The organism is Pseudomonas sp. FW305-96, from assembly GCF_058783825.1.
The window spans coordinates 242,985-269,191 of sequence record NZ_JBYSYW010000002.1; the positions used below are offsets into that span (position 1 = coordinate 242,985).

The 26,207-nt window shown below is 63.9% G+C and carries 24 protein-coding genes; 17 read left to right on the top strand and 7 right to left on the bottom strand.

What is annotated here, in order from left to right; all coding sequences use genetic code 11:
* Nucleotides 1-77: 77 nt before the first annotated feature.
* Complete coding sequence (locus AC3WL2_RS02605; RefSeq protein ID WP_102684395.1) at nucleotides 78-1,034, top strand: YihY/virulence factor BrkB family protein; 957 nt, start codon at nucleotides 78-80, stop codon at nucleotides 1,032-1,034.
* The gene (gene def, locus AC3WL2_RS02610) at nucleotides 1,034-1,570 is read left to right on the top strand and encodes a peptide deformylase (RefSeq protein WP_102684396.1); all 537 of its coding nucleotides are present in this window, start codon (nucleotides 1,034-1,036) and stop codon (nucleotides 1,568-1,570) included. Before AC3WL2_RS02605 ends, def begins: the two co-directional genes overlap by 1 nt.
* On the opposite strand, the gene AC3WL2_RS02615 is transcribed toward def, so the two are convergent.
* Nucleotides 1,525-1,974: a GNAT family N-acetyltransferase gene (locus AC3WL2_RS02615; RefSeq protein ID WP_256582496.1), complete on the bottom strand. Its 450-nt coding sequence runs from the start codon at nucleotides 1,972-1,974 to the stop codon at nucleotides 1,525-1,527. The two genes, def and AC3WL2_RS02615, sit on opposite strands and share 46 nt — an antisense overlap.
* A 263-nt stretch (nucleotides 1,975-2,237) precedes the next feature.
* Between AC3WL2_RS02615 and AC3WL2_RS02620 the strand changes: the two genes are divergently transcribed.
* A complete protein-coding gene (locus tag AC3WL2_RS02620; RefSeq protein WP_023629531.1) occupies nucleotides 2,238-2,495 on the top strand; it encodes a DUF2790 domain-containing protein in 258 nt (85 codons plus the stop codon).
* 63 nt (nucleotides 2,496-2,558) lie between these two features.
* Here the strand turns inward: AC3WL2_RS02620 and AC3WL2_RS02625 are convergent, their stop codons facing one another.
* Nucleotides 2,559-3,926, bottom strand: a complete 1,368-nt coding sequence (locus AC3WL2_RS02625) for an aminotransferase-like domain-containing protein (protein ID WP_219730438.1) — start codon at nucleotides 3,924-3,926, stop codon at nucleotides 2,559-2,561.
* Nucleotides 3,927-4,002: 76 nt separating this feature from the next.
* Here AC3WL2_RS02625 and AC3WL2_RS02630 point away from each other — a divergent pair, with 76 nt between their 5' ends.
* The 7 genes from AC3WL2_RS02630 (at nucleotide 4,003) to AC3WL2_RS02660 (ending at nucleotide 8,552) form a co-directional block, all read left to right on the top strand.
* On the top strand, nucleotides 4,003-4,971 hold the full coding sequence (locus tag AC3WL2_RS02630; protein WP_102684397.1) for a threonine dehydratase: 969 nt from the start codon (nucleotides 4,003-4,005) through the stop codon (nucleotides 4,969-4,971).
* Nucleotides 4,972-5,015: 44 nt separating this feature from the next.
* A complete protein-coding gene (locus AC3WL2_RS02635; protein ID WP_102684398.1) occupies nucleotides 5,016-5,270 on the top strand; it encodes a type II toxin-antitoxin system HicA family toxin in 255 nt (84 codons plus the stop codon).
* Nucleotides 5,267-5,599, top strand: a complete 333-nt coding sequence (locus AC3WL2_RS02640) for a type II toxin-antitoxin system HicB family antitoxin (protein WP_023631069.1) — start codon at nucleotides 5,267-5,269, stop codon at nucleotides 5,597-5,599. Before AC3WL2_RS02635 ends, AC3WL2_RS02640 begins: the two co-directional genes overlap by 4 nt.
* Nucleotides 5,600-5,673: 74 nt before the next feature.
* On the top strand, nucleotides 5,674-6,315 hold the full coding sequence (locus tag AC3WL2_RS02645; RefSeq protein ID WP_102684399.1) for a LysE family translocator: 642 nt from the start codon (nucleotides 5,674-5,676) through the stop codon (nucleotides 6,313-6,315).
* A gap of 135 nt (nucleotides 6,316-6,450) precedes the next feature.
* Entirely contained in the window at nucleotides 6,451-6,876 is a 426-nt protein-coding gene (locus AC3WL2_RS02650; protein WP_023631071.1) for a YybH family protein, read from the top strand.
* Nucleotides 6,877-6,922: 46 nt separating this feature from the next.
* Entirely contained in the window at nucleotides 6,923-7,267 is a 345-nt protein-coding gene (locus AC3WL2_RS02655; protein WP_023631072.1) for a YciI family protein, read from the top strand.
* Between the two features lie 46 nt (nucleotides 7,268-7,313).
* Nucleotides 7,314-8,552 (top strand): RNA polymerase sigma factor, encoded by a 1,239-nt coding sequence (locus tag AC3WL2_RS02660; RefSeq protein WP_102684400.1) that lies wholly within the window; start codon nucleotides 7,314-7,316, stop codon nucleotides 8,550-8,552.
* A 38-nt stretch (nucleotides 8,553-8,590) separates the two neighbouring features.
* Here the strand turns inward: AC3WL2_RS02660 and AC3WL2_RS02665 are convergent, their stop codons facing one another.
* Entirely contained in the window at nucleotides 8,591-9,061 is a 471-nt protein-coding gene (locus AC3WL2_RS02665) for a MaoC family dehydratase (protein ID WP_023631542.1), read from the bottom strand.
* A gap of 34 nt (nucleotides 9,062-9,095) precedes the next feature.
* Nucleotides 9,096-10,040 (bottom strand): alpha/beta hydrolase, encoded by a 945-nt coding sequence (locus AC3WL2_RS02670; protein WP_102684401.1) that lies wholly within the window; start codon nucleotides 10,038-10,040, stop codon nucleotides 9,096-9,098.
* Between the two features lie 201 nt (nucleotides 10,041-10,241).
* Between AC3WL2_RS02670 and fadD2 the strand changes: the two genes are divergently transcribed.
* Nucleotides 10,242-11,930, top strand: coding sequence for a long-chain-fatty-acid--CoA ligase FadD2 (gene fadD2 / locus AC3WL2_RS02675; RefSeq protein WP_102684402.1), 1,689 nt, complete (start codon nucleotides 10,242-10,244; stop codon nucleotides 11,928-11,930).
* Nucleotides 11,931-12,272: 342 nt separating this feature from the next.
* A complete protein-coding gene (gene fadD1, locus AC3WL2_RS02680) occupies nucleotides 12,273-13,970 on the top strand; it encodes a long-chain-fatty-acid--CoA ligase FadD1 (RefSeq protein ID WP_102684403.1) in 1,698 nt (565 codons plus the stop codon).
* Nucleotides 13,971-14,039: 69 nt separating this feature from the next.
* Here the strand turns inward: fadD1 and AC3WL2_RS02685 are convergent, their stop codons facing one another.
* Both AC3WL2_RS02685 and AC3WL2_RS02690 read right to left on the bottom strand, forming a co-directional pair.
* Entirely contained in the window at nucleotides 14,040-15,347 is a 1,308-nt protein-coding gene (locus tag AC3WL2_RS02685) for an NAD(P)/FAD-dependent oxidoreductase (protein WP_102684404.1), read from the bottom strand.
* A gap of 26 nt (nucleotides 15,348-15,373) precedes the next feature.
* Nucleotides 15,374-16,738: a glutamine synthetase family protein gene (locus AC3WL2_RS02690; RefSeq protein ID WP_102684405.1), complete on the bottom strand. Its 1,365-nt coding sequence runs from the start codon at nucleotides 16,736-16,738 to the stop codon at nucleotides 15,374-15,376.
* A 463-nt stretch (nucleotides 16,739-17,201) separates the two neighbouring features.
* Between AC3WL2_RS02690 and AC3WL2_RS02695 the strand changes: the two genes are divergently transcribed.
* The 4 genes from AC3WL2_RS02695 to AC3WL2_RS02710 all read left to right on the top strand — a co-directional run bounded on the left by AC3WL2_RS02695 (nucleotide 17,202) and on the right by AC3WL2_RS02710 (nucleotide 23,309).
* Nucleotides 17,202-17,699 carry a hypothetical protein gene (locus tag AC3WL2_RS02695; protein ID WP_102684406.1) on the top strand — a complete coding sequence of 166 codons (498 nt, stop codon included), beginning with the start codon at nucleotides 17,202-17,204 and terminating at the stop codon, nucleotides 17,697-17,699.
* A gap of 107 nt (nucleotides 17,700-17,806) precedes the next feature.
* The gene (locus AC3WL2_RS02700; protein ID WP_158247514.1) at nucleotides 17,807-17,959 is read left to right on the top strand and encodes a hypothetical protein; all 153 of its coding nucleotides are present in this window, start codon (nucleotides 17,807-17,809) and stop codon (nucleotides 17,957-17,959) included.
* Nucleotides 17,960-18,064: 105 nt separating this feature from the next.
* Nucleotides 18,065-21,970 carry an ATP-dependent RNA helicase HrpA gene (gene hrpA, locus AC3WL2_RS02705; protein WP_102684408.1) on the top strand — a complete coding sequence of 1,302 codons (3,906 nt, stop codon included), beginning with the start codon at nucleotides 18,065-18,067 and terminating at the stop codon, nucleotides 21,968-21,970.
* Between the two features lie 217 nt (nucleotides 21,971-22,187).
* Nucleotides 22,188-23,309, top strand: a complete 1,122-nt coding sequence (locus AC3WL2_RS02710; RefSeq protein WP_102684409.1) for a beta-ketoacyl-ACP synthase III — start codon at nucleotides 22,188-22,190, stop codon at nucleotides 23,307-23,309.
* 182 nt (nucleotides 23,310-23,491) lie between these two features.
* Here AC3WL2_RS02710 and AC3WL2_RS02715 read toward each other — a convergent pair whose 3' ends face one another.
* Entirely contained in the window at nucleotides 23,492-24,736 is a 1,245-nt protein-coding gene (locus tag AC3WL2_RS02715) for a putative porin (protein ID WP_102684410.1), read from the bottom strand.
* Between the two features lie 240 nt (nucleotides 24,737-24,976).
* Here AC3WL2_RS02715 and AC3WL2_RS02720 point away from each other — a divergent pair, with 240 nt between their 5' ends.
* Nucleotides 24,977-26,104, top strand: coding sequence for a GNAT family N-acetyltransferase (locus AC3WL2_RS02720; RefSeq protein ID WP_102684411.1), 1,128 nt, complete (start codon nucleotides 24,977-24,979; stop codon nucleotides 26,102-26,104).
* The last annotated feature ends 103 nt before the right edge of the window (nucleotides 26,105-26,207 follow it).

Here is a 26,207-nt window from a genome sequence, read left to right on the forward strand (position 1 = left end):
AGCGAACAGCACGCCCGCCGCCTGGTCTATTAGACTTGCAGCATTGCCATTCCGATCAAGCGGCGAAAGGAGACGCTATGATTTTCCCCGACCTGCGCGGCCTGCCCCTGCATCGCGTGTTGGTGCGCACCGTCAAGGAGTTTCTCGATGACGAGATGTCCACCTATGCCTCCGCGCTGGCCTACCAGATGCTGTTCTCGCTGTTCCCCTTCTTGCTGTTCCTGATCGCCCTGATTGGTTTCCTGCATCTGCCGGACTTCTTCTCCTGGCTGCGCCTGCAGTCGGAACTGGTGCTGCCGCCCCAGGCCCTGGAGCAGGTCAACCCGGTGATCGACCAGTTGCAGCAGTCCAAGGGCGGGCTGCTGTCGGTGGGTATCGTGATTGCCTTGTGGACTGCCTCGGCGGGCGTGCGCCTGATGATGAGCGCGATGAACGCGGCCTACGACGTGCCGGAGGGGCGGCCGGTGTGGAAACGCATTCCGCTTTCGGTCATCTATACCGTCGGCATCGCCGGCATGCTCCTGGCAGCGGCGGCGCTGATGGTGCTGGGGCCGCAGGTGATGGAGTGGATCGCTTCACAGGTCGGGCTGGAGGAGGCGGTCGTCATCGTCTGGACCATCCTGCGCTGGCCGGCGATCATCATTCTGATGATGGTGGCGGTGGCGCTGATCTACTACGTGATGCCCGATGTGAAGCAGAAATTCCGGTTCATCACCCCAGGTTCGGTGCTGGCGGTGGTGGTGTGGATCGTCGCCTCGCTGGGCTTTGCCTACTACGTGAAGACCTTTGCCGACTACAACGCCATGTATGGCAGTATCGGGGCGATCATCGTGCTGTTGCTGTACTTCTACATCTCTGCCGCGGTGCTGCTGCTGGGTGCCGAGATGAACGCGGTGATCGAGCACATGTCGGCCGAGGGCAAGAACCCAGGCGAAAAGGAATTCGAGCAGGACAACCCGCAACAGACCATCACCGTGCTCGGCCATGAGCACCCGGTGACACCCGAACCCCAGACCCGCGAGCCGAATACCTGATGATCCGCGACATTCTCAAGATGGGCGATGAACGCCTGCTGCGCATCGCCCCGCCGGTTCCCGAGCACATGATCGGCAGCCCGGAGCTTGCGCAACTGATCGACGACATGTTCGAGACCATGGCTCATGTCGGCGGTGTCGGCTTGGCCGCGCCGCAGATTGGCATTGACCTGCAACTGGTGATCTTCGGCTTCGAGCGCAGCGAGCGTTACCCGGACGCCGAGCCGGTGCCACGCACCATCCTGCTCAACCCGGTGATCACGCCGCTGGCCACGGAGGTCGAGGACGGCTGGGAGGGTTGCCTGTCGGTGCCCGGCCTGCGTGGCGTGGTGCCGCGCTACAAGCACATCAGTTATTCGGGCATCGATCCGCAGGGCAACCCGATCAACCGCTTTGCCGATGGCTTCCACGCCCGGGTGGTGCAGCATGAGTGCGACCACCTGATCGGCCGTTTGTATCCTTCGCGCATCCAGGACTTCAGCAAGTTCGGCTATACCGACGTGCTGTTCCCCGGGCTCGACGTGGCCGACGACTGACCCCGCCTCATCGCCAGCAGGGCCTTGCTGCGCTGGTAGCGGGCCAGGCGTGAGGCCAGGGCCTCGGGCAGGGTGGTTGCCGGGGTGAAGGCCAGGCGCTGGTAGAAAGGCGCCAGGTCCGGGTGGCAGAAAAGCCAGGTCGCCGTGTTGCTTTCGGTCAGCGCCGCGTCTATCAACCGGGATGCGATCTGCTGGCCGCGCCACTTCGGGGCGACGAACAGGCCGGTCAGCCAGTGATCGCCACCGATGGGCGTCAGGTTCATCCCACCGATGATTTCTGCGGCACGCGCCACCCATTGCTCGCCTTCACCGGCAGCGCGCATGCGCGAGCCGTGTTGGCGATAGAAGTGGTCCAGCAGGCGCCGCTGGGTTGGGGGAAGGCGAGTGCAGGTCAGGGGGAGCATGCTTGGTTCACGCAGTGTGGCTATCTCAGGCAGGAATTCATCGGTGCTTTGTCGCAGATTGTTGCAAATGCGGCAAGGGTGAATGTCCGACTCCGGGGTTCAACTATTTCAGGCGGGGAGTAGACTTTCATTCATCCCCCCGGCAGTACGATAAAGCGGGATCGGTACTTCGTGTCATCTTCGCAGTTGATGACAACTTCTCCGGGCCATTGACGGCGTCAGAAGTCACGCGATCAGCTTGATAGCCATCAAGGTCGACACCCATGAAAGCCTTACTGATTCTTGCATTGGTCGGTATGTCCCCGTTCGCCTTCGCGGACCAGGCCAAGACCGCAGACACCCAGCCCGTGGTCGAGCAGTACGATTATTCCACCAACCTCGACATCAAGCGCGTGATCAGCCTGTCGACGATCCCCAACGTCTGTGAAGTGGTGCCCGCCACCATGACCTACGAGGATCATCAAGGGCAGGTCCACACCCTCCAGTACCGTGCATTGGGTGAGGGTTGCCGGCTTAATTGAGCAGCGTGGCCGAGACAAGGCTCGTGGGAGCGGGCTTGCCCCGCGATGGCGTTCAGCCGAGTATCAAGTGCAATCGCGGGTCAGGCCCGCTCCCACCAGTTCCAGTCCTTGCTTCAATTGCGCCCGGCTGTGGGCCGCCGACAGGCTGATTCGCACGGCCCTTACGCTGTCGGTGCCCACCGCGAATACGCTGGCCGGCACGATCTCAACCCCCTGTGCCCGACACCGCGCAACCAGCGCTTGGGCTTCTCCAGGCGTGGTCAACCAGATGTGGGGCGACGGTACGCCATCGGCTGGCAGCGCCTCGTCCAGCACCGTCCGCGCCAGCCGCCAACGTTCGCCCAGTTCCTCCCGTTGCCAGGCCAGCCGCCGGGCGGCAGTGCCATCCGCGATCCATTGGCAGGCGATGCGCAGGTTCAGCGGTGACACCGACCAGTGGGTGGCCTGGGCAAAGGGATCGATCTGCTCCAGCAATGCTGGCCGGGCCACGATCCAGCCCAGGCGCAAGCCGGCGGCGACGGTCTTGGACAGGCTGCTGATCAGCACGCCACGGCCTTCGAGCAAGGGGTAGAGTGGTGGCCGGTCGGTCAAGGCGCCATACACGTCATCCTCGATGACCAGCAGTTGGTGGCGCCTGGCGACTTGCGCCAGCGCCAGGCGTCGGGCTTCGCCCATGCACGCCCCGGTCGGGTTGTGCAGGGTAGGGGTGGTGACCAATACCCGCGCGCCGCTCGCGCGGACCACACGGTCCAGTTCGTCCGGGAGCAGGCCTTGCTCATCCAGGGCCACGCCGTGCACGGGCAGGCGCAACTGGCGACAGGCCGCCTTGATGCCCGGAGCGGTCAACGCCTCGACCATCACTGGCTCGCCCGCCTGGCACAACGACTGCAACACGAGGGTCAGCGCCTGCTGGGCGCCACCGCAAAGCAGCACGTCCTCTGGCGCCAGGTCCAGACCGCGGTTGCCCAGCCAGCGCGCCCCCTCGATCCGCCCCAGCAGCAACTGCTCGGGCCCCAGGTAATGGTCGAGCAGGGTGGTATCGCCCTGTTCGAGCAGACTGCGTAGGCTGTGCTCGAGGTCGAGATTGCAGGGATCGGCCACCGGCACATTGGTCGACAGGTCGATCACTGGGTGCTGGCGGCTGGGTTGCTTGAGGCGAAACAGCGTCGCTTCCTTGCTGCTGGCCAGCACATAGGTGCCGCGTCCCACCTCCCCGGACACCAGGTGCCGCGCCGCTGCTTCTCGGTAGGCCTGCTGCGTGGTGCTCGGGTTCAGGCCCAGCGCCCAGGCGAGGCGGCGTTGCGGGGGCAGGCGTTCACCGACCTTCAGTTCACCCTGTTCGATGGCGTTGGCGATGGCCTCGACCAGTGCCTGGTAGCGCGGCTGGTCGTTGGCCGGGAGGCTCGGAATCCACACGAAATTGCTACCCATGCAATATTTATTTGGACCCATACAATGCCCGGCGCTTAGGATCGGTTCAAGCCCATACCGATGAAGGACGTTCGCCATGTTCGACTTGCCCGCCCTGCGCGAAGCCGCCGCTTTCGTTCACCAGCACGTGCCGCCGACCCCACAGCACGCCTGGCCGCTGCTGGCCGAGCGGCTGGGATGCCAGCTGTGGGTCAAGCACGAGAACCATGCGCCTACGGGGGCCTTCAAGGTGCGCGGCGGGCTGGTCTATGTCCGCTCGCTGTTGGCCAGTGGTGCAGTCCCCCGTGGCCTGGTTACCGCCACCCGTGGCAATCACGGCCAGAGCATGGCCCTGGCGGCGCGCCAGGCCGGTTTGCCACTGGTGATCGTGGTGCCGGAAGGCAATTCGCGGGAGAAGAATGCCGCCATGCGCGCCTTGGGTGCGGAGCTGGTGGAGCATGGCGTGGACTTCGACGTGGCCCGGGAAGAGGCGGCGCGCCTGGCCGAGGCGCGGGGCTTTGCCATGGTTCCCTCGTTCGATCCGGAGCTGGTGCGTGGCGTGGCCACCTATGCTCTGGAGCTGTTCGAGGCGGTGGCCGACCTGGATTGCGTGTACGTGCCGATCGGCATGGGGTCGGGCATCTGTGGGTTGATTCAGGCGCGCAACCTGCTGGGCCTGTCCACCGAGATCATCGGCGTGGTATCCACTGCGGCAGACGCTTATGCCCAGAGCTTCGAGCAGGGCCGCATTGTCACCACCGCCAGCGCCGATACCTTCGCCGATGGCATGGCCTGCCGCGTGCCACATCCCGACGCCTTTGCGATGGTACGCGAGAATGCCGCGCGCATCGTGCGGGTGAGCGACGAGGAGATCGCCGAAGCCATGCGCCTCTACCACGAAACCACCCACAACACCGCCGAAGGTGCCGGTGCCGCCGCCCTGGCTGCACTGATGCAGGAGCGTGGGCGTCAGGCCGGCAAGCGGGTGGCGGTGGTGCTCAGTGGCGCGAACGTGGATCGCGGGCGCTATGCGCAGGTGTTGATGGGTACGCAAGATCCTGTATGAAAGTGTTGAAAGGAGATGCTATCTTTATTTGATAGCATTTTCCGATGAACACTCGATATCGCAAGATTCTGGACAGCATCTTCAGAGCTCCGACCACACCCACATTGCCGTTCGCCGAAATCGAGGCTCTGGTGCTGCATCTTGGCGGCCAGGTGCTGGAGCGGCAGGGTTCCAGGGTCAAGATGCTGTTGGGCGAGCCGTGTTGGCGCTGCCATCGCCCCCATCCTGGCAAGGAAGCCAGGCGATATCAGATAGAAGAGGCCCGCGAGTTCCTGCTGCGGGCGGGAGTCCGACCATGAGCTGCATGCGATACAAAGGGTATGCCGCCCGCATCGAGTACGACGCGCGTGACGATATTTTCGTCGGCCGCGTGCTCGGCCTGCGGGACATCATCAGCTTCCACGCCAGCGCCGTGCCTGCGTTGCACGAGGCGTTCCGTGAGGCACTCGACGACTACCTGGCCGATTGCGCCGAACAGGGCGTCACCCCCGAAAAACCGGCCTCGGGCAAGGTCATGTTGCGCATCCGCCCAGAAGTGCACGCTGCTGCCAGCCTTGCCGCCAGGGTTGCCGGCAAGAGCCTGAACCAATGGGCCGACGAGGTCTTCGAGCAGGCAGCGATGGCCTGACCTGCAAATTCCTCCTGTACCGCCAGGGGGCATTCAGGTTCAATCGCTGACTTTCATCCGCAGTCGAGCCTGCCATGCCCTTTTCCAATGGTTTCCTCCTCAGCCTGTCCCTGTGCCTGGACATCGGCGTGGCCAACATCGCCATGATTACCCTGGCCATGCAGCGGGGGTTTCTTCAGGGCTTCTGGCTTGGGCTGGGGACCTGCGTCGGCGATCTCATCTACGCCATTGCGGCCCTGGCCGGCATGACCGTTTTGCTGCAGTTCGAAAGCGTGCGCTGGACGTTGTGGCTGGGGGGCTCCGCGTTATTGGCATGGTTCGCGGTGAAGATGCTGCTGGCGGCGTGGCGCGGCGGGCACCTGGAGTCGCGTGGCCAGGTAGTGATCGAATCGGGCTGGCGCGAATTCCTGCGCGGTATCTTCCTGGCCATGTCATCGCCCAGCGCGATTCTCTGGTTCGCCGCAGTCGGCGGCGTGCTGATCTCCCGCTCCGGCGCCGGCAGCGCGCTGGATGCGGGCCTGTTCCTCGGTGGCTTCTTTGCCGCAGGGCTACTCTGGTGTGTCTCGTTGTGCGGTATCGCCAGTCATGGCGGGCGGCTGCTTGGTGATCGCCTGCTGACCTGGTCGTACCTGTTGTCGGCGGCGATCTTCTGCTATTTCGCAGGTTACGTGGTGCTTTCCGGTTACCGCGAATTCATCCTGGCAGTACCGGCCTGATCATTCGGGCTGTTCTGTGCCGCTGACTGTTTTTTCTCATCGGGTTGTCGATTCTCCATTTTCCCGTTCGACCATGGGTGAAGGCGCCGGAATGCACCGGCGCCAATCATTGTTGAACGCTGGGAGGAAGCACCGATGAACAGCGCAGCCGAGACTGAACTTCGTCAACTGATCGAGCAGTGGATGCAGGCCGTGCGCGAGCGCGACGTGGACCGTATCGTGGCACCCTATGCCGACGACATTCTCGCCTTCGATGCCATCCAGGCCCTGCAGTTCAAGGGCAAGGCCGCCTACCGCGCACACTGGGAAATGTGCATGGGCATGTGCACGGGGCCGATGGTCTTCGAACTGGCAGAGCTGAAGGTATACGCCGACGGCGACCTGGCCCTGGCTCATTGGCTCAACCGCTGTGGCCCGGGCGACGACGAAAGCCAGTGCGGCTTCATGCGCGCCACGGTCGGCTATCGGCGCAGCGGCGGCCAATGGCAAGTGATCCACGAGCATTGGTCGGCGCCGTTCGACATGGAAACGCAAAAAGCCTTGTTCGACCTCAAGCCCTGATACCGCTCATCGCCCACCGCACCGAGCCGACCCGCTGGAGACGATCATGAAATACCTGTGCCTGGTCTATTGTGATGAAGCGCTGTTGCACAGCCTGCCCGACAGCCCCGAAGACGCCGAATGCATGGCCTACGCCGAATCCATCCAGGGCAGCGGGCGCATGCTCGCCGCCGAGGCGCTCAAGCCTGTGCAGACGGCCACCACGGTACGTGTACGCGCCGGGCGCATGAGCCTGACCGATGGCCCGTTCGCCGAAACCAAGGAGCAACTGGCCGGTTTCTACCTGGTCGACGCCCGTGACCTTAACGAGGCGCTGAACATCGCCAAGGGCATCCCGGCAGCCCGGGTGGGCAGCGTCGAGGTTCGGCCGGTGCGTGAACTGCAACCCTGACGCAACGGGAGAAAAGCCGCATGAGTCAGCAGGGAAAGCCCGATTGATGGTGGGGGAAGCGCAAGTCCGCCAGGAGGTGGAGGCTGTCTACCGCCGCGATTCGCGGCGGATCCTGGCGACCCTCATCCGCCTGCTGGGGGACTTCGACCTGGCCGAGGAGGCCATGCACGATGCCTTCTTCATTGCCGTGCAGCGCTGGCAGCGTGATGGTATCCCGGACAACCCGCGGGCTTGGCTGGTGTCTGTCGGCCGCTTCAAGGCCATCGATGCCCTGCGCCGGCGTGCCCGCTTCGACCGCTCCCAGGCCGACCTGATCATGTTGCTCGAACGCGAAGCGGACGATCCGGGCGAGCAGACGTTGCTGGCCGATGACCGACTGCGGCTGATCTTCACCTGCTGTCACCCGGCGCTGGCTTCCGACGCCCAGGTGCCGTTGACCCTGCGCGAGGTGTGTGACCTGACCACCGAGCAGATCGCCCGTGCCTTCCTGCAAAGCCCGGCCACCATCGCCCAACGCATCGTGCGTGCCAAGGCCAAGATCCGCGATGCGAAGATTCCCTATCAGGTGCCGGAGCTGAGCGAGCTGCCCGAGCGCCTGGAAAGCGTGCTGCGGGTCATCTACCTGGTATTCAACGAAGGCTATTCGGCCTCGGCGGGCGAAGATGTCACCACCCGCGAGCTGACCGATGAGGCGATCCGCCTGGGGCGCCTGGTGGCCCAGTTGCTGCCCGATGCCGAAGTGCACGGGCTCTTGGCGTTGATGCTGCTGCAGGCATCGCGGCAGCGGGCTCGCAGCGATGCCCAGGGTGAGCTGGTGCTGCTGGATGAGCAGGATCGCAGCCTGTGGGATCGCGGGCAGATCGACGAGGGCAGCCAGCTGGTCCAGCAGGCACTGCGCAGTCGCGACTTCGGGCCGTATACCGTGCAGGCGGCCATAGCCGCGGTGCATGCCGAAGCGCCCAGCGCCGAGGCCACGGATTGGGACGAGATCATCGGCCTGTACGATGTGCTGCAGCGTCACTGGCCATCAGCGGTGGTGGAGCTGAACCGGGCGGCGGCGCTGGCCAGGCGGGACGGCGCCCAGGTGGGGTTGCAGGCGGTGGAGGCAATCCTGCAGCGGGGCGAGCTGGGTGATTATCACCTGGCCCATGCCGCGCGCGCCGAACTGCACCGGCAGCTGGGCAACCTCGATCAGGCCCGGGATGCCTGGCGGCAAGCGCTGACGCTTACCCGCCAGGGGCCGGAACGGCGGCATATAGAACGGCGCTTACGCGAACTGGGCTGAGCTATCGCCAGCGTGCCCGCGATGGCCGGCGTGGTGAATCAGCTGGCGACAAAGTTCGGCGGGCTGACCAGCTCGACCGTCTGCTGCTTGCGCGGCGCGAGGATCTCGGCCTCGCCACTGACGACCAGCTCATCGTTCTGGTTGTACACATTGGTGGCGATGCGCACCTTGAACTTGGGCAGCTTCTCGAGAATTTCCAGGCGCACGGTCAATTCGTCCCCGATCTTCACCGGCTTCTGGAAGCTCATCTGCTGGCCCAGGTAGATGGTGCCCGGGCCAGGCAAGGTGCAGGCCACCGCGGCGCTGATCAGCGCGCCACTGAACATGCCATGGGCGATGCGCTCGCGGAACATGCTCTTGGCGGCGAACTCGGCGTCCAGGTGCACCGGGTTGTGGTCGCCGGACATGGCGGCGAACAGCTGGATGTCGCGCTCTTCGACAGACTTCTTGTACTCAGCTTTCTGGCCGACTTCGAGGGCTTCGTAAGGGGTGTTGGTGACCTGGGTCATCGAGGCTTCCTTCTGGTGCGGGCGAGGTGGCCGATCATTCACTGCGGGCAGGGCGGCCAAGGGCCAGCGCCTGGTCCAGCCAGCCGATGATCTCGGCGGTGACCTCGTCGCGATGGGTTTCGTTGAGCACTTCGTGGCGTGCGCCGGGGTAGATGCGCAACTGTACATGACGGTTGCCGGTCGCGCGCAGGGCGTCGGCCAGATGGGTGAGACGCTTGCCGGCACTCACCGGATCACATTCGCCGCCGATTACCAAAATAGGCAGGTTTGGGTCGATCTGCCCGAGATGCCTGGGCTGGCTGATCTGCGCCAGCCCCTGCAGCAGGTCGAGCCACAGCTGGTTGCTGCAACGGAAGCCGCACAACGGGTCGGCGATGTACTTGTCCACTTCCCCGGCATCTCGGCTGAGCCAGTCAAATGCCGTGCGGTTGGGTTTGAAGGCCTTGTTGAACGAGCCGAACGACAGCCAGTCGATCAGCGCGCTCTTGCCCAGGGGGCCTTGGCGCCAGGCTTCGAACCGGGCGATCAGGCGCGCGGACCGGTACAGTGCCACCGGCTGGAAGTTCGAACCGCTGAGGATCGCGCCTTGCAGGCTGGCGCTGTGGTGCAGCAGGTAGGCCTGGGCGATGTAGCTGCCCATGCTGTGGCCGAACAGGAACAGCGGGGTGCCCGGGAACTGCTGGCCGACGTGCTGGGCCAACAGGCCCAGGTCGTTGACCACGGCATTCCAGCCATTAAGGCGGGCGAACAGGCCCAGGCTGCCCAGCTCGGCGGTACGGCCATGCCCGCGCAGGTCGGGGGCGAGCAGCCCGTAGCCGGCAGCGTTGAGGGCATGCCCCAGGCGCTGGTAGCGCCCGGCATGCTCGGCCATGCCGTGGGCCAGCAACACCACGGCCTTGACCGGCGTGGCGGGCAGCCATTGATGAACATAAAGACTGCAATGCTCGCTGGCGGGGAGCCAGAAGGCGTCATGGGGCATGGCGGGTCCTTGCGCGCAAAGGTTCGCCAACAGTGTATGCGCAAAGCGCTCGATTGCAGGAAGGGTAGAAAAGAGATTCACAATGTTAATGGCGGCACTTGGCGTATTTGCCACCCTCGACAGAGCTGCTAACGTCGGCTGAACACCTTTTTGCCATCAGGCGATCAGGTCAGGGACGTCCCGGTAGAGGAACAACAATAAATGCAAGCCGATTTCTGGAACGACAAGCGCCCGGCGGGCGTGCCTTCCACCATTGACATGAATGCCTATACGTCAGTCGTCGACGTGTTCGAACGCTCCTGCAAGCGCTTCGCCGACCGGCCGGCATACAGCAACCTTGGCGTCACCCTGAGCTACGCGGACCTCGAACGCTACTCGGCGGCTTTCGCCGCCTGGTTGCAGCAGCACACCGACCTGGCGCCGGGCGACCGCATCGCGGTGCAGATGCCCAACGTCCTGCAATACCCGATCGCCGTGTTCGGCGCCTTGCGCGCCGGGCTGGTGGTGGTCAACACCAACCCGTTGTACACCGAGCGCGAGATGCGCCATCAGTTCAAGGACTCCGGCGCCCGCGCGTTGGTGTACCTGAACATGTTCGGCAAGCGTGTGCAGGAGGTGCTGCCCGACACCGGCATCGAGTACCTGATCGAAGCGAAGATGGGCGACTTGCTGCCGGCGGCCAAGGGTTGGCTGATCAACACCGTGGTCGACAAGCTGAAGAAGATGGTCCCCGCCTATCGGCTGCCCCAGGCGGTCTCGTTCAAGCACGTCCTGCGCCAGGGGCAACGGCTCAACCACCAACCAGTGGCGCAGACGCTCGACGATGTCGCGGTGCTGCAGTACACCGGCGGGACCACGGGCCTGGCCAAGGGGGCCATGCTCACCCACGGCAACCTGGTGGCCAACATGCTTCAGGTCCTGGCCTGTTTCGGCCAGCACGGGCCCGATGGCCAGCCGCTGATCAAGCAAGGGCAGGAGGTGATGATCGCGCCGCTGCCGCTGTACCACATCTATGCCTTTACCGCGAACTGCATGTGCATGATGGTAACCGGCAATCACAACGTGCTGATCACCAACCCCCGCGACATTCCGGGGTTCATCAAGGAACTGGGCAAGTGGCGGTTCTCGGCGCTGGTAGGCCTGAATACCCTGTTCGTCGCGCTGATGGACAACCCGGGGTTCAAGTCGCTGGATTTCTCCGCGCTGAAGATCACCAATTCCGGCGGCACCGCGCTGGTCAAGGCCACCGCCGAGCGCTGGGAGGCGCTCACGGGTTGCCGCATCGTCGAAGGCTACGGCCTGACCGAGACCTCGCCAGCGGCCAGCACCAACCCCTATGGCCAGCTGGCGCGCCTGGGAACGGTGGGGATCCCGGTGCCTGGCACGGGGTTCAAGGTGATCGACGATGACGGTCACGAACAACCGTTGGGCGAGCGTGGCGAGTTGTGCATCAAGGGGCCGCAGGTGATGAAGGGCTATTGGCAGCAGCCTGAGGCTACCGCCCAGGTGCTGGACAGCGAAGGCTGGCTGAAGACCGGCGACATCGCGATCATCGACCCGGACGGCTACACGCGGATCGTCGACCGCAAGAAAGACATGATCATCGTCTCGGGCTTCAACGTGTATCCCAACGAGATCGAGGACGTGGTGATGGGCCATCCGCAGGTGGCCAGCTGCGCGGTGATCGGCGTGCCGGACGAGCGCACCGGCGAAGCGGTGAAGCTGTTCGTGGTGCCGCGTGCGGGCGGGGTGAGCGTCGATGAGCTCAAGGCGTTCTGCAAGAGCAATTTCACCGGTTACAAGGTGCCCAAGCACATCGTGCTGCGCGATTCGCTGCCGATGACCCCGGTGGGCAAGATCCTGCGTCGGGAACTGCGTGATATTGCCTGATAGCAGGAGCGGGTTTGTCCCATGATCGCGTGAGCCTGGGTGAAGGCCATTGCCAGGCAAGACGCCATCAAGGGGCAAGCCAGCGCCTGTAAAACCTATCTAGATCGAGATTTTCAGGCGCTTTCGCGACATTTTGTATAATTACTCTAAAAATGACCTGTATTGTTCATTGAGTCATTTTTGTGACCTGTCGGCCCATTCCGGCCTCTAGGCGACCCCTTGCAAAGCTGTTACTCTCGGCGCGCTTTCAGAGGATCCGGTTTGCAATGAGCCGTCCTCTCATATCAATAATAAGCGCATCGACGCGTACCGAATTCGCTGTTGCTGAAGGAGCGGGCTTCCATGATCGAACATTTTTGGAAGGATAAGTACCCAGCCGGGGTCACGGCGGACATCAATCCTGACGAATTCCCCAATATCCAGGCGGTACTCAAGCAATCCTGCCAACGCTTTGCCGACAAACCTGCCTTTAGCAACCTGGGCAAGACCATCACCTACGGCGAGCTGTACACGTTGTCCGGTGCCTTCGCCGCCTGGCTGCAGCAGCATACCGACCTGAAGCCGGGTGACCGCATCGCGGTCCAGTTGCCCAATGTCCTGCAGTACCCTGTCGCCGTCTTCGGCGCCATGCGTGCCGGGCTGATCGTGGTCAACACCAACCCGCTGTACACTGCGCGGGAGCTGGAGCACCAGTTCAACGACTCCGGCGCCAAGGCGTTGGTGTGCCTGGCCAACATGGCGCACCTGGCGGAAAAGGTGGTGCCCAAGACCCAGGTCAAGCACGTCATTGTCACCGAAGTGGCCGACCTGTTGCCACCACTCAAGCGCCTGCTGATCAACAGCGTCATCAAGTACGTGAAGAAAATGGTGCCGGCCTACCACCTGCCGGGCGCGGTGCGCTTCAACGACGCGCTGGCGCTGGGCAAGGGCGGCGCGGTCACCGAGGCCAACCCGCAGCCCGGCGACGTCGCCGTGCTGCAGTACACCGGCGGTACCACCGGCGTGGCCAAGGGCGCGATGCTCACCCATCGCAACCTGGTGGCCAACATGCTGCAGTGCCGTGCGCTGATGGGCTCGAACCTGCACGAAGGTTGCGAGATCCTCATCACTCCGCTGCCGCTGTACCACATCTACGCCTTTACCTTCCATTGCATGGCCATGATGCTGATCGGCAACCACAACGTGCTGATCAGCAACCCGCGCGACCTGCCGGCGATGGTCAAGGAACTGGGCAAGTGGAAGTTCAGCGGCTTCATCGGCCTCAACACGCTGTTTGTCGCCCTGTGCAACAACGAGACTTTCCGCAACCTCGATTTCTCGGCGCTGAAGATCACCCTGTCCGGTGGCATGGCGCTGCAGATGAGCGTGGCCGAGCGCTGGAAGGCGGTGACTGGTTGTGCCATCTGCGAAGGTTACGGCATGACCGAGACCAGCCCGGTGGCGGCAGTCAACCCGACCTCGGCCAACCAGGTGGGCACCATCGGTATCCCGGTGCCGTCCACCCTGTGCAAGATCATCGACGACAACGGCCAGGAACTACCCCTGGGCGAGGTGGGCGAGCTGTGTATCAAGGGGCCGCAGGTGATGAAGGGCTACTGGCAGCGGGACGATGCCACCGCCGAGATCATCGACAGCAATGGCTGGTTGAAAACCGGTGACATTGCCTTGATCCAGCCTGATGGCTACATGCGCATCGTCGATCGCAAGAAGGACATGATCCTGGTGTCCGGCTTCAACGTGTACCCCAACGAGCTCGAAGATGTGCTTGCCACGCTGCCAGGTGTGTTGCAGTGCGCGGCCATCGGTGTCCCGGACGAGAAGTCTGGCGAGGTGATCAAGGTGTTCATCGTGGTCAAGCCTGGCATGACGCTTACCAAGGAACAGGTCATGGAGCACATGCGTGCCAACGTCACCGGCTACAAGGTGCCCAAGGCCATCGAGTTCCGCGATGCGCTGCCGACTACCAACGTTGGCAAGATCCTGCGCCGCGAGTTGCGTGACGAAGAGCTGAAAAAGCAGGGCCTGAAGAAGATCGCCTGATCCGCAGTCTGCTCTGGGATTGAAGCGTGGGAGCGGGGCAAGCCCGCTCCCACGTTGGCGATATGAAACTCAGCGCAACTTTTCCAGCATCTGGTAGTACCACATCCCTGCCGCCAGCAGCGGATTCCCCAGCAAGTCTCCCATCGGCACCTTGATGTGCTTGCACGCCGCAAAGGTATCGAAATTCCCCAGCGTCCCCGTCAGTGCCTCGGCCATGATCTCGCCCATGATGTGGCTGGTGGCGATGCCGTGCCCGGAGTACCCCTGGCAGTACCAGACGTTGTCCGACAGCTTGCCCAGTTGCGGGATGCGGTTGACCACGATGCCCATCGCGCAGCTCCACTGGAATTCGATCGGCACGCCCTTGAGCGCCGGGAAGGTACGCTCGATGCACGGACGCAGTTCGCCTTCGATATCTCGTGAGTCGCGCCCGGAGTAGTTGGCGCCGCCGCCGAACAGCAGGCGTTTGTCGGCGGTCAGGCGGTAGTAGTCGAGAACGAAGCGGCAGTCGTACACCGCCAGGTCCTGCGGGTTGATCTGCTCGGCCAGGTCGCCCAGTGGCGCGGTGGTGACGATGCCGCCCATGGCCGGGAAGATCTTGCCCTTGAGCTGGCGTTTTTCCAGCTTGTGGTAGACGTCGCCGGCCAGCATCACCTGGCGTGCCTCGATCCGTCCCTGGGCCGTGACCACGGCCGGACGAGGGCCGTGGATGATCTCCAGCACTTCGGAATTCTCGAACACCAGCGCGCCGAGGCCATGGGCGGCGCGGGCCTCGCCCAGGCACAGGTTGAGCGGATGCAGGTGCAGGTTGCGGCGGTTCTTCAAGGCGCCAAGGTACAGCGGGCTCTGCAGGTGCTGTTGCATGGCGTCGCGGTCGAGCAATTGCACCAGGTCGCCCATGCCGCGGCGCTGGGCTTCGGCCTCGAAGGCGCGCAGTTCGGTCATGTGCGACGGTTTCATCGCCGCGTGCAGGTGGCCATGCTTGAGGTCGCACTGGATGCCGTAGCGCTCGACCCGCTGTTCGATGATCTGGTGGCCGCTCCAGCGCAGGTGCCAGATGAAGTCGTCCACCTCGGCGCCCAGACGGTCGCGCATCTGCGTGCGCATGGCCTCGTCGCCCGACAGGCTGCCGGTGACCTGGCCACCGTTGCGCCCGCTGGCGCCCCAGCCGATGCGGTTGGTCTCGACGATGGCTACCTTCAGGCCACGTTCGGCCAGCTCCACCGCAGTGGCCACGCCGGTGAAGCCGCCGCCGATGATCGCCACGTCCACCTGCACCGTGCCCTTGAGTGGGGGGTATTCGGTCGCGTCATTGAGGGTGGCGCTGTAGTAGGACGGCGCGCGTTGGGCCGGCCCGTTGTTCAGTGCTGCGTTCATGGGTGTTCCTTGTTGTAGTTCGTCTGTCAGGCCTGATGCAGGTACCAGCGCCAGTCCTGTTCGCCGACCTCGGCCATGAACTGGCGGTACTCGGCACGCTTGACCTTCAGGTACACGCCGAGGAAGGCCTCGCCCAGCGCCTCCCTGGCCCAGGCCGACTGCTCCAGGGCTTCCAGGGCAGTCAGCCAGTCGGTGGGCAGGTACTCGCTGGCCTGGGCATAGCCGTTGCCTTCGACTGGCGCGCCGGGATCGAGCTGTTCGCGGATGCCCTGGTGCGTGGCAGCAAGTATCGCGGCGGCGGCCAGGTAGGGGTTGGCGTCGGCGCCGCAGATGCGGTGCTCCACATGCCGGCTGTTGGCCGGGCCGCCGGGCACGCGCAGGCTGACGGTGCGGTTGTCCACGCCCCAGGTCGGCGCCAGCGGGGCATAGCTGTTGGCCTGGAAGCGGCGGAACGAGTTGGCGTTGGGGCAGAACAACAGCTGCGACTCACGCAGGTGGCGCAGCATGCCGGCCACCGCCTGGCGCAACAGTGGGGTGCCGGCCTTGTCTTCGCTGGCGAACAGGTTGTTGCCTGCGGCGTCCGCCAGGCTCAGGTGCATGTGCATGCCGGTACCGGCCAGTTGCGCGAACGGCTTGGCCATGAAGCAGGCCTGCATGCCATGGGCATTGGCAATGCCCTTGACCAGGCGCTTGTAGCGCACGGCCTGGTCCATGGCCTGGAGCGCATCGCCGTGCTCCAGGGTAATTTCCACCTGCCCCGGGGCGTACTCGGAGATCGCCGTGCGCACCGGGATGTCCTGAGCCTTGCAAGCAGCATACAGATCGGCAAGGAACGGTTCGATCTGCTCCAGCTCGCGCAAGCCATAGACCTGGGTACCGCGCGGGCGGCCGCCGTCGCTGTCCAGCGCCGGCTGCGGCCGGCCTTGGGCGTCGCGCTGCTGGTCGAGCAGGTAGAACTCCAGCTCGCAAGCCATCACCGGGTGGAAGCCATCGGCCTTGAGGGCATCGATCACCCGCAGCAGCACATGGCGCGGATCGGCGACGCTGGCCGGCAGGCCTTCGCTGGGGTGCATGCTGACCTGCACGGCGGCGGTCGGCACCCGGCGCCAGGGCAGGCGCACCAGGCTGCCATCCAGCGGATAGGCACGGCAGTCGATGTCGCCGACGTCCCAGACCAGACCGGAGTCTTCCACATCATCGCCGTTGAGGGTCAGGCCGAGGATGGTGCTGGGCAGCGGGCGGCCGCTGTCGAACACCGCCAGCAGTTCCTCGCGATGCAGCAGCTTGCCGCGGGGGACGCCGTTGGCGTCGAGGATGAACAGTTCGATCAGGTCGATATCGGGGTTGTCGGCCAGGAAACGCCTGGCTTGCTCGGCAGGGGCAAAGTGCATGGTGGATTCGCTCTGGGGCACACGGGACCGCCGCGCAGGCGAGCGGTCAGGCTGAGTCAATCGGCCAGAGGATGGCCGGGTCGGGTCAGGAGTGCGTGAGCGAAGTGTCCGGTGGGCGCGCGTGACGGCAGTGCCACAGCGCCCAGAACGCCAGGATGATATGGACCAACGGATTTTCACCGGCACGGGCCCGGGCCTTCGGCAATGAAGGGTGGGGCAGCGAGCGGGTGATCATCGGGTCGGGAAGCATCCCTGGATACTCACATGGCCTTTAAGGTTGATTAAAGCAGTGAATGGCGACGTTCATTCCGGTGGGGGCTAAACATTGGCAAGGTTTGCCCACCGCTTCGCAGGAGCTTAGGAAGCTTCCCACAGCTTTGTCGGACCCAGGCTAATTTGCAGGGCCAGGGCCAGAGGTGAAAGTCGCTAAGTTCTGCAGGATAGGCAAGCGACAGGGATAGCCATGCAAGCACAAAGGACTTATCAGGTAGTTGCACATCACGCGATCGTCTTCGATGTCAGCGAGTTCATCATCCAACCAGGGGAATGTTGCCAGATCCGGCAGACGGGGCTGCCATTCGTGCATGCCGGGCACTATAAGGTCGTTGAAAAGATGGTGGAGCTTTATGACCGCATGCTGGCGGGGGAACGGCCTTGCCATATGACGGTTGCGGTATCGCGGCCGTTAACTCGCCAGCAGGGGGACAGCCTCAATCAGCAGAGGTACAGGGTTTCGGGCATTTTCAGTACCGCAGCGGGTAAAGCGACGGCGGATGTCGCGCTAGCAATGGCAGGTGGGCCTGCGGCGGCGGTCGCAGGGATCGCCGTCACCGGAGCTGTGGCGTGGTTGATTCAGAATAAGATTCCTACTTTTCATGCTGGGGATGTACTGGCATCGCTATCAGCAACCGTGAAAGGCGGTATTGGTCCCCAATCCAGCAGCCTGATGTTGATTATCTGAAGGGGGCGGATATGTGGGTGCTTTATGGTATTTGCTATGCTCTCGTGGTCGGCACGTTGGTCGACTGGGCATGCCGGTCAAGGTGCATCAGGTTTTTTCTTTACATCGTGTTCAACGTCACCGGGATCACCGCCTGTACTCAACTGGGTGAAGAACAGTTCCTGCAACTTGATGGTATTGGCTGGTCAGCTTTTTTCGTGGCAATTGCTACCCCGTTGTTGTTCAAGCGCTCCCGCTATTTCGAGCGTGATCGCGACTGAACGGCGGGCACAGGCAGCATCGATTTCGCAAATCTGCGACAATCGCGCCTCTTACGCCTGCCGATCATGAAAAAGCAGCACTCGCCTGCATCATTAAAAAGCCCCATGACAGACCACGCCATCGATCAACTGCTGAAGAACCTCGACCACGCCATGATCGCCGACCGCCATCGGTTGCGCCGGCAATTGCACGAGCTGCGCAAGCGCCCCGACGAGGGCAAGCTCGCGCAGTGGGTGGAAAAGGTCCAGGCCTCCTGCGCCCAGGTCACCGCGCGCCAGCAGAGCGTGCCGAGCATTCGCTACGACGACAACCTGCCCATCGCCGCCAAGCGCGACGAGATCAAGAAGGCCCTGGCCGAGCACCAGGTGTTGGTCATCGCCGGCGAGACAGGTTCGGGCAAGACCACCCAGTTGCCGAAGATCTGCCTGGAGTTGGGCCGTGGCAGCCACGGCCTGATCGCCCACACCCAGCCTCGGCGAATCGCCGCGCGCAGCGTCGCGGCGCGGGTCGCCGAGGAGCTGGGCACGCCGTTGGGGGCGCTGGTGGGCTACCAGGTGCGCTTCGAGGACCAGAGCGATTCGAACACCCTGGTCAAGCTGATGACCGACGGTATCCTGCTGGCGGAGACCCAGCACGACCGCTTCCTCGAACGCTACGACACGATCATCGTCGACGAGGCTCACGAGCGCAGCCTGAACATCGATTTCCTGCTCGGCTACCTCAAGACCTTGCTGCACCGCCGCCCTGACCTGAAGCTGATCATCACCTCGGCGACTATCGACCTGGAGCGCTTCTCCAAGCACTTCGACGGCGCGCCGATCATCGAGGTGTCCGGCCGTACCTACCCTGTGGAAACCTGGTACCGCCCGCTGACCAGCGAACAGGATGAGGAGGGCAACCAGGTCGAGGACGACCTTTCCGTTGACCAGGCGATCCTCGCCAGCCTCGACGAGATCGCCCAGTACGAGCGCAGCCAGGGCAAGGGCCCGGGCGATGTACTGGTGTTCCTGCCCGGCGAGCGCGAGATCCGCGACGCCGCCGAGATCCTGCGCAAGGCGCAGTTGCGCCACACCGAGATTTTGCCGCTGTATGCGCGGCTGTCGCCGGCCGAGCAGCAGCGTATCTTCCAGTCCCACAGCGGCCGGCGCGTGGTGCTGGCGACCAACGTCGCCGAAACCTCGCTGACCGTGCCGGGCATCCGCTACGTGATAGACAGCGGCACCGCGCGCATCAGCCGCTACAGCTACCGCGCAAAGGTCCAGCGCCTGCCCATTGAGGCAGTGTCCCAGGCCAGCGCCAACCAGCGTAAAGGCCGTTGCGGCCGGGTCGAGCCGGGCATCTGCATCCGCCTGTACAGCGAGGACGACTTCAACGGCCGGCCGGCGTTCACCGATCCGGAGATCCTGCGCACCAACCTGGCGGCGGTGATCCTGCAGATGCTGCACCTACGTCTCGGCGCCATCGACGCCTTCCCGTTCATCGAGCCGCCGGATGGCAAGGCCATCAGTGACGGCTTCAACCTGTTGCAGGAGCTGTCGGCGGTCAATCGCGAGAACCAGCTGACGCCGCTGGGCCGCCAGCTGGCGCGTCTGCCGATCGATCCACGGTTGGGCCGCATGCTGCTCGAGGGCGCCCGTCAGGGCAGCCTGCAGGAAGTGCTGATTGTCGCCAGCGCACTGTCGGTGCAGGACCCGCGCGAGCGTCCCCCGGAGCGTCAGCAGGCCGCCGACCAGGCCCACGCCCAGTGGAAGGATGTCGATTCCGACTTCGCCGCGCTGGTCAACCTGTGGCGCGGCTTCGAGGAGCAGCGCCAGGCGCTGACCGCCAACCCGCTGCGCAACTGGTGCCGCAAGAACTTCCTCAATTACTTGCGCCTGCGCGAGTGGCGCGACGCCCACCGCCAGCTGGCGCTGATCTGTCGCGACCTGCAATTGACGGTGAACAAGGATGCCTGCGACTACCAGCGCATGCACAAGGCGATTCTCAGCGGCCTGCTCAGCCAGATCGGCCAGAAGACCGAGGAGGGCGACTACCAGGGCGCACGCCAGCGGCGGTTCTGGATTCACCCGTCGTCGGGCATTGGCCGCAAGCGGCCGCAGTGGGTGATGGCCGCCGAACTGGTGGAAACCACCAAGCTGTATGCGCGCATGGTGGCCAAGATCGAGCCGGACTGGATCGAGCCGCTGGCCACCCACCTGATCAAGAAGAACCACTTCGAACCGCACTGGGAGAAGAAGCGCGGCCAGGTGGTGGCTTACGAGCAGATCACCTTGTACGGGTTGATCCTGGTCGGACGCCGCCCGGTGCATTTCGGTCCGATCGACCCCGTCACTTCCCGCGAGCTGTTCATCCGCGATGGCCTGGTCGGCGGCGAGATCCAGTCCCGGGCCAAGTGCCTGGCGGCCAACAAGCGCCTGCTGGAGCAGCTCGACGAACTGGAGGCCAAGGCCCGCCGGCGCGACATTCTGGCTGACGAAGAAACCCTTTACGCCTTCTACGAAGCGCGCCTGCCCGCGGAGATCCACCAGACCGCGACCTTCGATGCCTGGTACCGGATGACCAGCCAGAAGGACGCCAACTTGCTGATCATGCGCGAGGAGGACGTACTGGCCCGCGAGGCCAGCGAGGTCACCGCAGCGCAGTACCCGGATCACTTGCAGGTGGGCGAATTGCGCCTGTCGCTGAGCTACCACTTCGAACCGAACCACCCCCGTGACGGCGTTACCGTACGGGTGCCGGCGCCGTTGCTGCCCAACCTGCCGGGCGAACGCCTGGAATGGCTGGTGCCGGGCCTGCTCGAGGCCAAGTGCATCGCCCTGGTGCGCAACCTGCCCAAGGCCCTGCGCAAGAACTTCGTGCCGGTGCCGGACTTCGTCAAGGCCGCACTGGCGCGCATGGTCTTCGGCCAGGGCGCGTTGCCCCAGGCACTGGGCCATGAGCTGCTGCGCATGACCGGGGCGCGGGTGTCTGACGAGGCCTGGGCGGAAGCGACCGGGCTGGTCGAAGGCCATCTGCGCATGAACATCGAAGTGGTCGACGCCCAGGGCAAGTTCCTCGGCGAGGGCCGCGACCTGGCCGAACTGACTGCCCGTTTTGCCGCCGCCAGCCAGGCCGCCCTGGCCTTGCCGCGCAACGACAAAGCCGAACAGCCGGTACAGGCCAAGGTCTTCGAGCAAGTGGCGCAGACCGCCCAGCAGAAGATCGCCGGGCTGTCGATGACCGTGTACCCGGCACTGGTCGAGGACAACGGCACGGTGCGCGAGGGGCGGTTCTCGACCCAGGCCGAGGCCGAGTTCCAGCACCGACGTGCCCTGCAGCGCCTGTTGCTGCAACAGCTGGCCGAGCCGGCCAAGTTCCTGCGCGGCAAGCTGCCAGGGCTGACCGAATTGGGCCTGCTGTATCGCGAATTGGGCCGGGTCGAGGCGCTGGTGGAGGATATCCTGTTGGCCAGTCTCGACAGTTGCGTGCTCGAAGGCGAAGACCCGCTGCCCCGTGATGGCGCCGCTCTGGCCTCGCTGGCCGAACGCAAGCGTGGCAATTGGAGCGAGCATGCCGAGCGCCTGGCGCGCCTGACCTTGGAGGTGCTCAAGCTATGGCATGGCTTGCAGAAGCGCTTCAAGGGCAAGATCGACCTGAGCCAGGCGGTGGCGCTCAACGATATCAAGCAGCAACTGGCCAACCTGGTGTATCCGGGCTTCGTGCGCGAGACGCCGGGGGCCTGGCTCAAGGAATTGCCGCGTTATCTCAAGGCAGTGGAACTGCGCCTGGAGAAGCTGGGGTCGCAGGTACAGAAGGACCGGGTGTGGAGTGGCGAGCTGGCCAATTGCTGGGCGCAATACCAGGCCCGTGCCGACAAGCATGCCCAGGAAGGCAAGCGCGATGAGCAACTGACCTTGTACCGCTGGCTGCTGGAGGAGTACCGGGTGTCGTTGTTTGCCCAGCAATTGGGGACCAAGGTGCCGGTTTCCGACAAGCGACTGAGCAAGCAGTGGAGTCAGGTGGAAGCCTAACCGTTGCAACTTGTGGCAAACTTGACGGAATTTTGGGTCGTTTTGCGGCCCATCGCTGGCAAGCCAGCTCCCACAGGGGACGTATTGAACTGTGGGAGCTGGTTTGCCAGCGATCGAGGGCGCAGCCCTCGTCCATGAATTGGTACCAAGGTGCCATTATGTTGCCCTTTTCCCGGCCTGCGCCGCATGGCGATGGCCTTTGACCAGAGGAACGACCGTGCACAACGTCGTCATCAGCGGCACCGGCCTGTATACCCCGGCCCAGAGCATTTCCAACGAAGAACTGGTGGAGTCCTTCAACACCTGGGCACAGCGCTTCAACCGTGACAATGCCGCCGCCATCGAGCGTGGCGAAGTCGAGGCGGCGCCGCTGTCCGATGCCGCCTTCATTGAAAAGGCCTCGGGCATCAAGAGCCGCTTCGTCATGGACAAGGCCGGCATCCTCGACCCGCAGCGCATGAAACCGCGCCTGCCGGAGCGTTCCAACGACGAACAGTCGATCCTCTGCGAAATGGGCGTTGCCGCTGCGCGTCAGGCGCTGGAACGTGCCGGGCGCACCGCCGCCGATGTCGACGGGGTGATTGTCGCCTGCTCCAACCTGCAGCGCCCGTACCCGGCCATCGCCATCGAAGTGCAGCAGGCGCTCGGTATCGAGGGCTTCGCCTTCGACATGAACGTCGCCTGTTCGTCGGCCACCTTCGGTATTCAGACGGCAGCCAACAGCGTGCAGTTGGGCCAAGCCCGGGCGGTGCTGGTGGTCAGCCCGGAAATCTGCACCGGCCACTTGAACTTCCGTGACCGCGACAGCCACTTCATTTTCGGTGACGCCGCCACTGCGGTACTGATCGAACGTGCCGACCTGGCCACCTCCGCACACCAGTTCGATATCGTCAGCACCAAGCTGTGGACCGCGTTCTCCAATAACATCCGCAACAACTTCGGCTTCCTCAACCGCGCCGCGGAAGAGGGTATCGGCTCGCGCGACAAGCTGTTCGTGCAGGAAGGCCGCAAGGTATTCAAGGAAGTCTGCCCGAAGGTCGCCGAACTGATCGGCCAGCACCTGGACGAAAACGGCCAGCAGCCGAGCGACGTCCAGCGTTTCTGGCTGCACCAGGCCAACCTGAGCATGAACCACCTGATCGTCAAGAAGCTGCTGGGCCGCGAAGTGGACGAGCAAGAGGCACCGGTGATTCTCGACCGTTATGCCAACACCAGCTCGGCAGGGTCGGTGATTGCCTTCCACCTGTACCAGGATGACCTGGCCAAGGGGGCGCTGGGTGTGCTGAGCTCGTTCGGTGCGGGTTATTCGATTGGCAGCGTGATCCTGCGCAAGCGCTGATACCCGTTTCGCCTGCTCCGGCCCTATCGCCGGCAAGCCGGCTCCCACAGTGGTGCATATTTCTCTTGGGAGTCAGCTTGCCGGCGATAGGGCCGGAGCATTTCTGACAGAGCAAAAAAAGCGGGAAATGCTGGATGGGGTCAGCATTTCCCGCTTCAGGGTGGAGCAAAGGAGCCTGGCGCTTAGAACTTCGCTTCCAGGTCCACCTGCAGCGTATCTACGTCAGCATCGCTGTTCGGCAGGTTGGAGAAGTCGGTCTTGGCCATCAGGTAGGCCGCGCCCAGTGAGAAGTTCTTGTCGATCTCGTAGCCGACCTTGAACTTGTGGCCACGCGACCCGGTGAAGCCGTTGCCGAAGTCGGAGTCGGTGAAGGCGCTGACCACCGCGTTACGCTGCACGTCGCGGTAGTTGTAGTCCAGGCTCCAGGCGCCGACCTTGGTTTTCAGGCCGGCCAGCCAGGCCTTGTCCTTGCCGTCGGTACTTTCGGTGTTCTTGACGAACTGGCCATAGGCCGAGAGCGGGATGGCAAAGCCGGTGAAGTCCACCTGGCCGAAGCCTTCCACCAGGTTGAACTCGTTGGTGGTGTTACCCAGGGCACGCAGGACGGTCGACTCCTTGTCGTTGTCGTAGCCGTAGATGCTGCCGCCCACGGTGAACTTGAGGGTGTCGGCCGCGTTGAACTTGGCACCCAGCTGGCCGTGGTACAGCTGTGCGTCGTGCTTGAACTGCACGCCGTCGCCGTCGACGTTGTCCTTGAGGGTGTAGTGGCCGGCACTACCGAACAGTTCGGTGGCGCCCAGGTTGGTCTTGTAAGTGATCGCCACGCCTTCGGGGTTGATATCGCTGTCCCAGATGATGTCGCCCATGCTCACCCATGGCTGAGCCATCTTGCCGCCGATCAGGTGCAGGTTGGGGATGGCGGTCGGGTGCCAGTCGAGGTAGGCCAGGTCGACCCACAGCGATTTCTTCTCGAAGTAGTTGTCCAGGCTTTGGTTGGTCGAGCGGGCATCGGCGCTGCTGCCGGTGGCCACACGCACGCCGGCGTCCACTTGCGGGTTGATCTCGCTGTAGAAGCCGACACGGGCGCGGACGCGCTCACGGTCCTGGTTGCCACTGCGCGAGATCGGGTTGTCGACGTTGACGTCTTCGTAACGCAGGCGCACATCACCCTTGATCTGGGTCTTGGCGGCCCACGCCACTTTCTGTTCGAACGAGCTCATGCGTTCGGACTGGGCTTTCTGGTCGGCCTTTTCCTTGGTTTCCTTTGCCAGGTCGCCCTGCAGTTCGTTGTACTGCGCCTGGTTGATCGAGCCATTGGCGCGGAGCATTTCGAGCAGCTTGGCGTCGACAGCAGCACTGGCCGGAGTACTCAGAGCCAGCATCATGCCGGTAAGGCTCACTCCGGTAAGTGTAGAAACAAGACGCATAAGGTTCTCCCTGTTGGAAAAAGTGGGGAGGCTCAAGCGCCCGCCCCCAAGTTGGCATGTCTTCGGAAAGGGCCTGACTAGACAGGTTCTGGGGTTCCGGAAAACAGGCGCAAGTATTGCGGGGGCGAATGACAGAATAATGTCTAAACAGTGGCACTGTTGTTAAGTAAAGCGGCCGTCATTTGAGTGTCACGGTCGACTTGGCAATACTGGCACTCTCTTTTCAGCGAGTCGGAAAACGTGATCAGCCTCCACAGCCTTGCCCACCTGCGCGACCTGCCGGCGACCACCTGGGACGCGCTGGCGCCCGACGGCCAGCCGTTCCTGCGCCATGCCTTCCTCACGGCCATGGAGGACAGTGGCAGCGTGGTGCCCGACACTGGCTGGGCCGCCGAGCACCTGGTGCTGGAGCGCGACGGTGAGGTCCGGGCGCTGCTGCCGGCGTACCGCAAGTGGCATTCGTTCGGCGAGTACGTGTTCGACCATGGCTGGGCCGATGCCTGCGAGCGCGCAGGTATCGCCTACTACCCCAAGCTGCTGGGTGCCGTGCCGTTCAGTCCGGTAAGCGGCCCACGCCTGTTGGCCGCCGACCCGAGTGATGGCCTGTTGCTGTTGCAGGCCATCCCCGAGTACCTGGGCAAGGGCGGGCTGTCGGGCGCGCATATCAACTTCACCGATACTGCGCTGGATGAGGCGCTCACCGGTCTGCCAGGCTGGATGGAACGCCTGGGTTGCCAGTTCCATTGGCGCAATCGGGGTTATCGGGACTTCCAGGACTTTCTCGACAGCCTCAGCTCACGCAAGCGCAAGCAGATGCGCAAGGAGCGCGAACAGGTGGCGGGGCAGGGGATCGACTTCGCCTGGTACCGGGGCGACGAGCTGAGCGAGGCGCAGTGGGATTTTGTCTACCTGTGTTACGCCAACACCTACGCCGTGCGCCGGCGCGCGCCCTACCTTACCCGTGAATTCTTCAGCCTGATCGCCGAGCGCATGCCCGAGGCCATCCGGGTGGTCATTGCCCGCCAGCAGGGGCGCGAGGTGGCCATGGCGCTCAGCCTGATCGGGGGTGACTGCCTGTATGGACGGTATTGGGGGTGCCTGGACGAGTTCGACCGTCTGCACTTCGAGACCTGTTTCTACCAGGGCATGGATTTCGCCATAGGCGAAGGACTGCAGCGTTTCGATGCCGGGGCCCAGGGTGAGCACAAGCTGATTCGCGGCTTCGAGCCGGTGATCACGCGGTCGTGGCATTACCTGCTGCATCCGGGATTGCGCCGGGCGGTGGAGGATTTTCTGCTGCAGGAGCGGGCGGGGGTGAGGGCGTATGCCGAAGAGGCGCGCGGGATGCTGCCGTATCGCCAGGCATGAAGATCAAGGGGGTCATGGGAGCGGGCTTGCCCCGCGATGGCGTCAGATCAAGCTGTCGTGTCGCCTGATCTGATGCCATCGCGGGGCAAGCCCGCTCCCATCC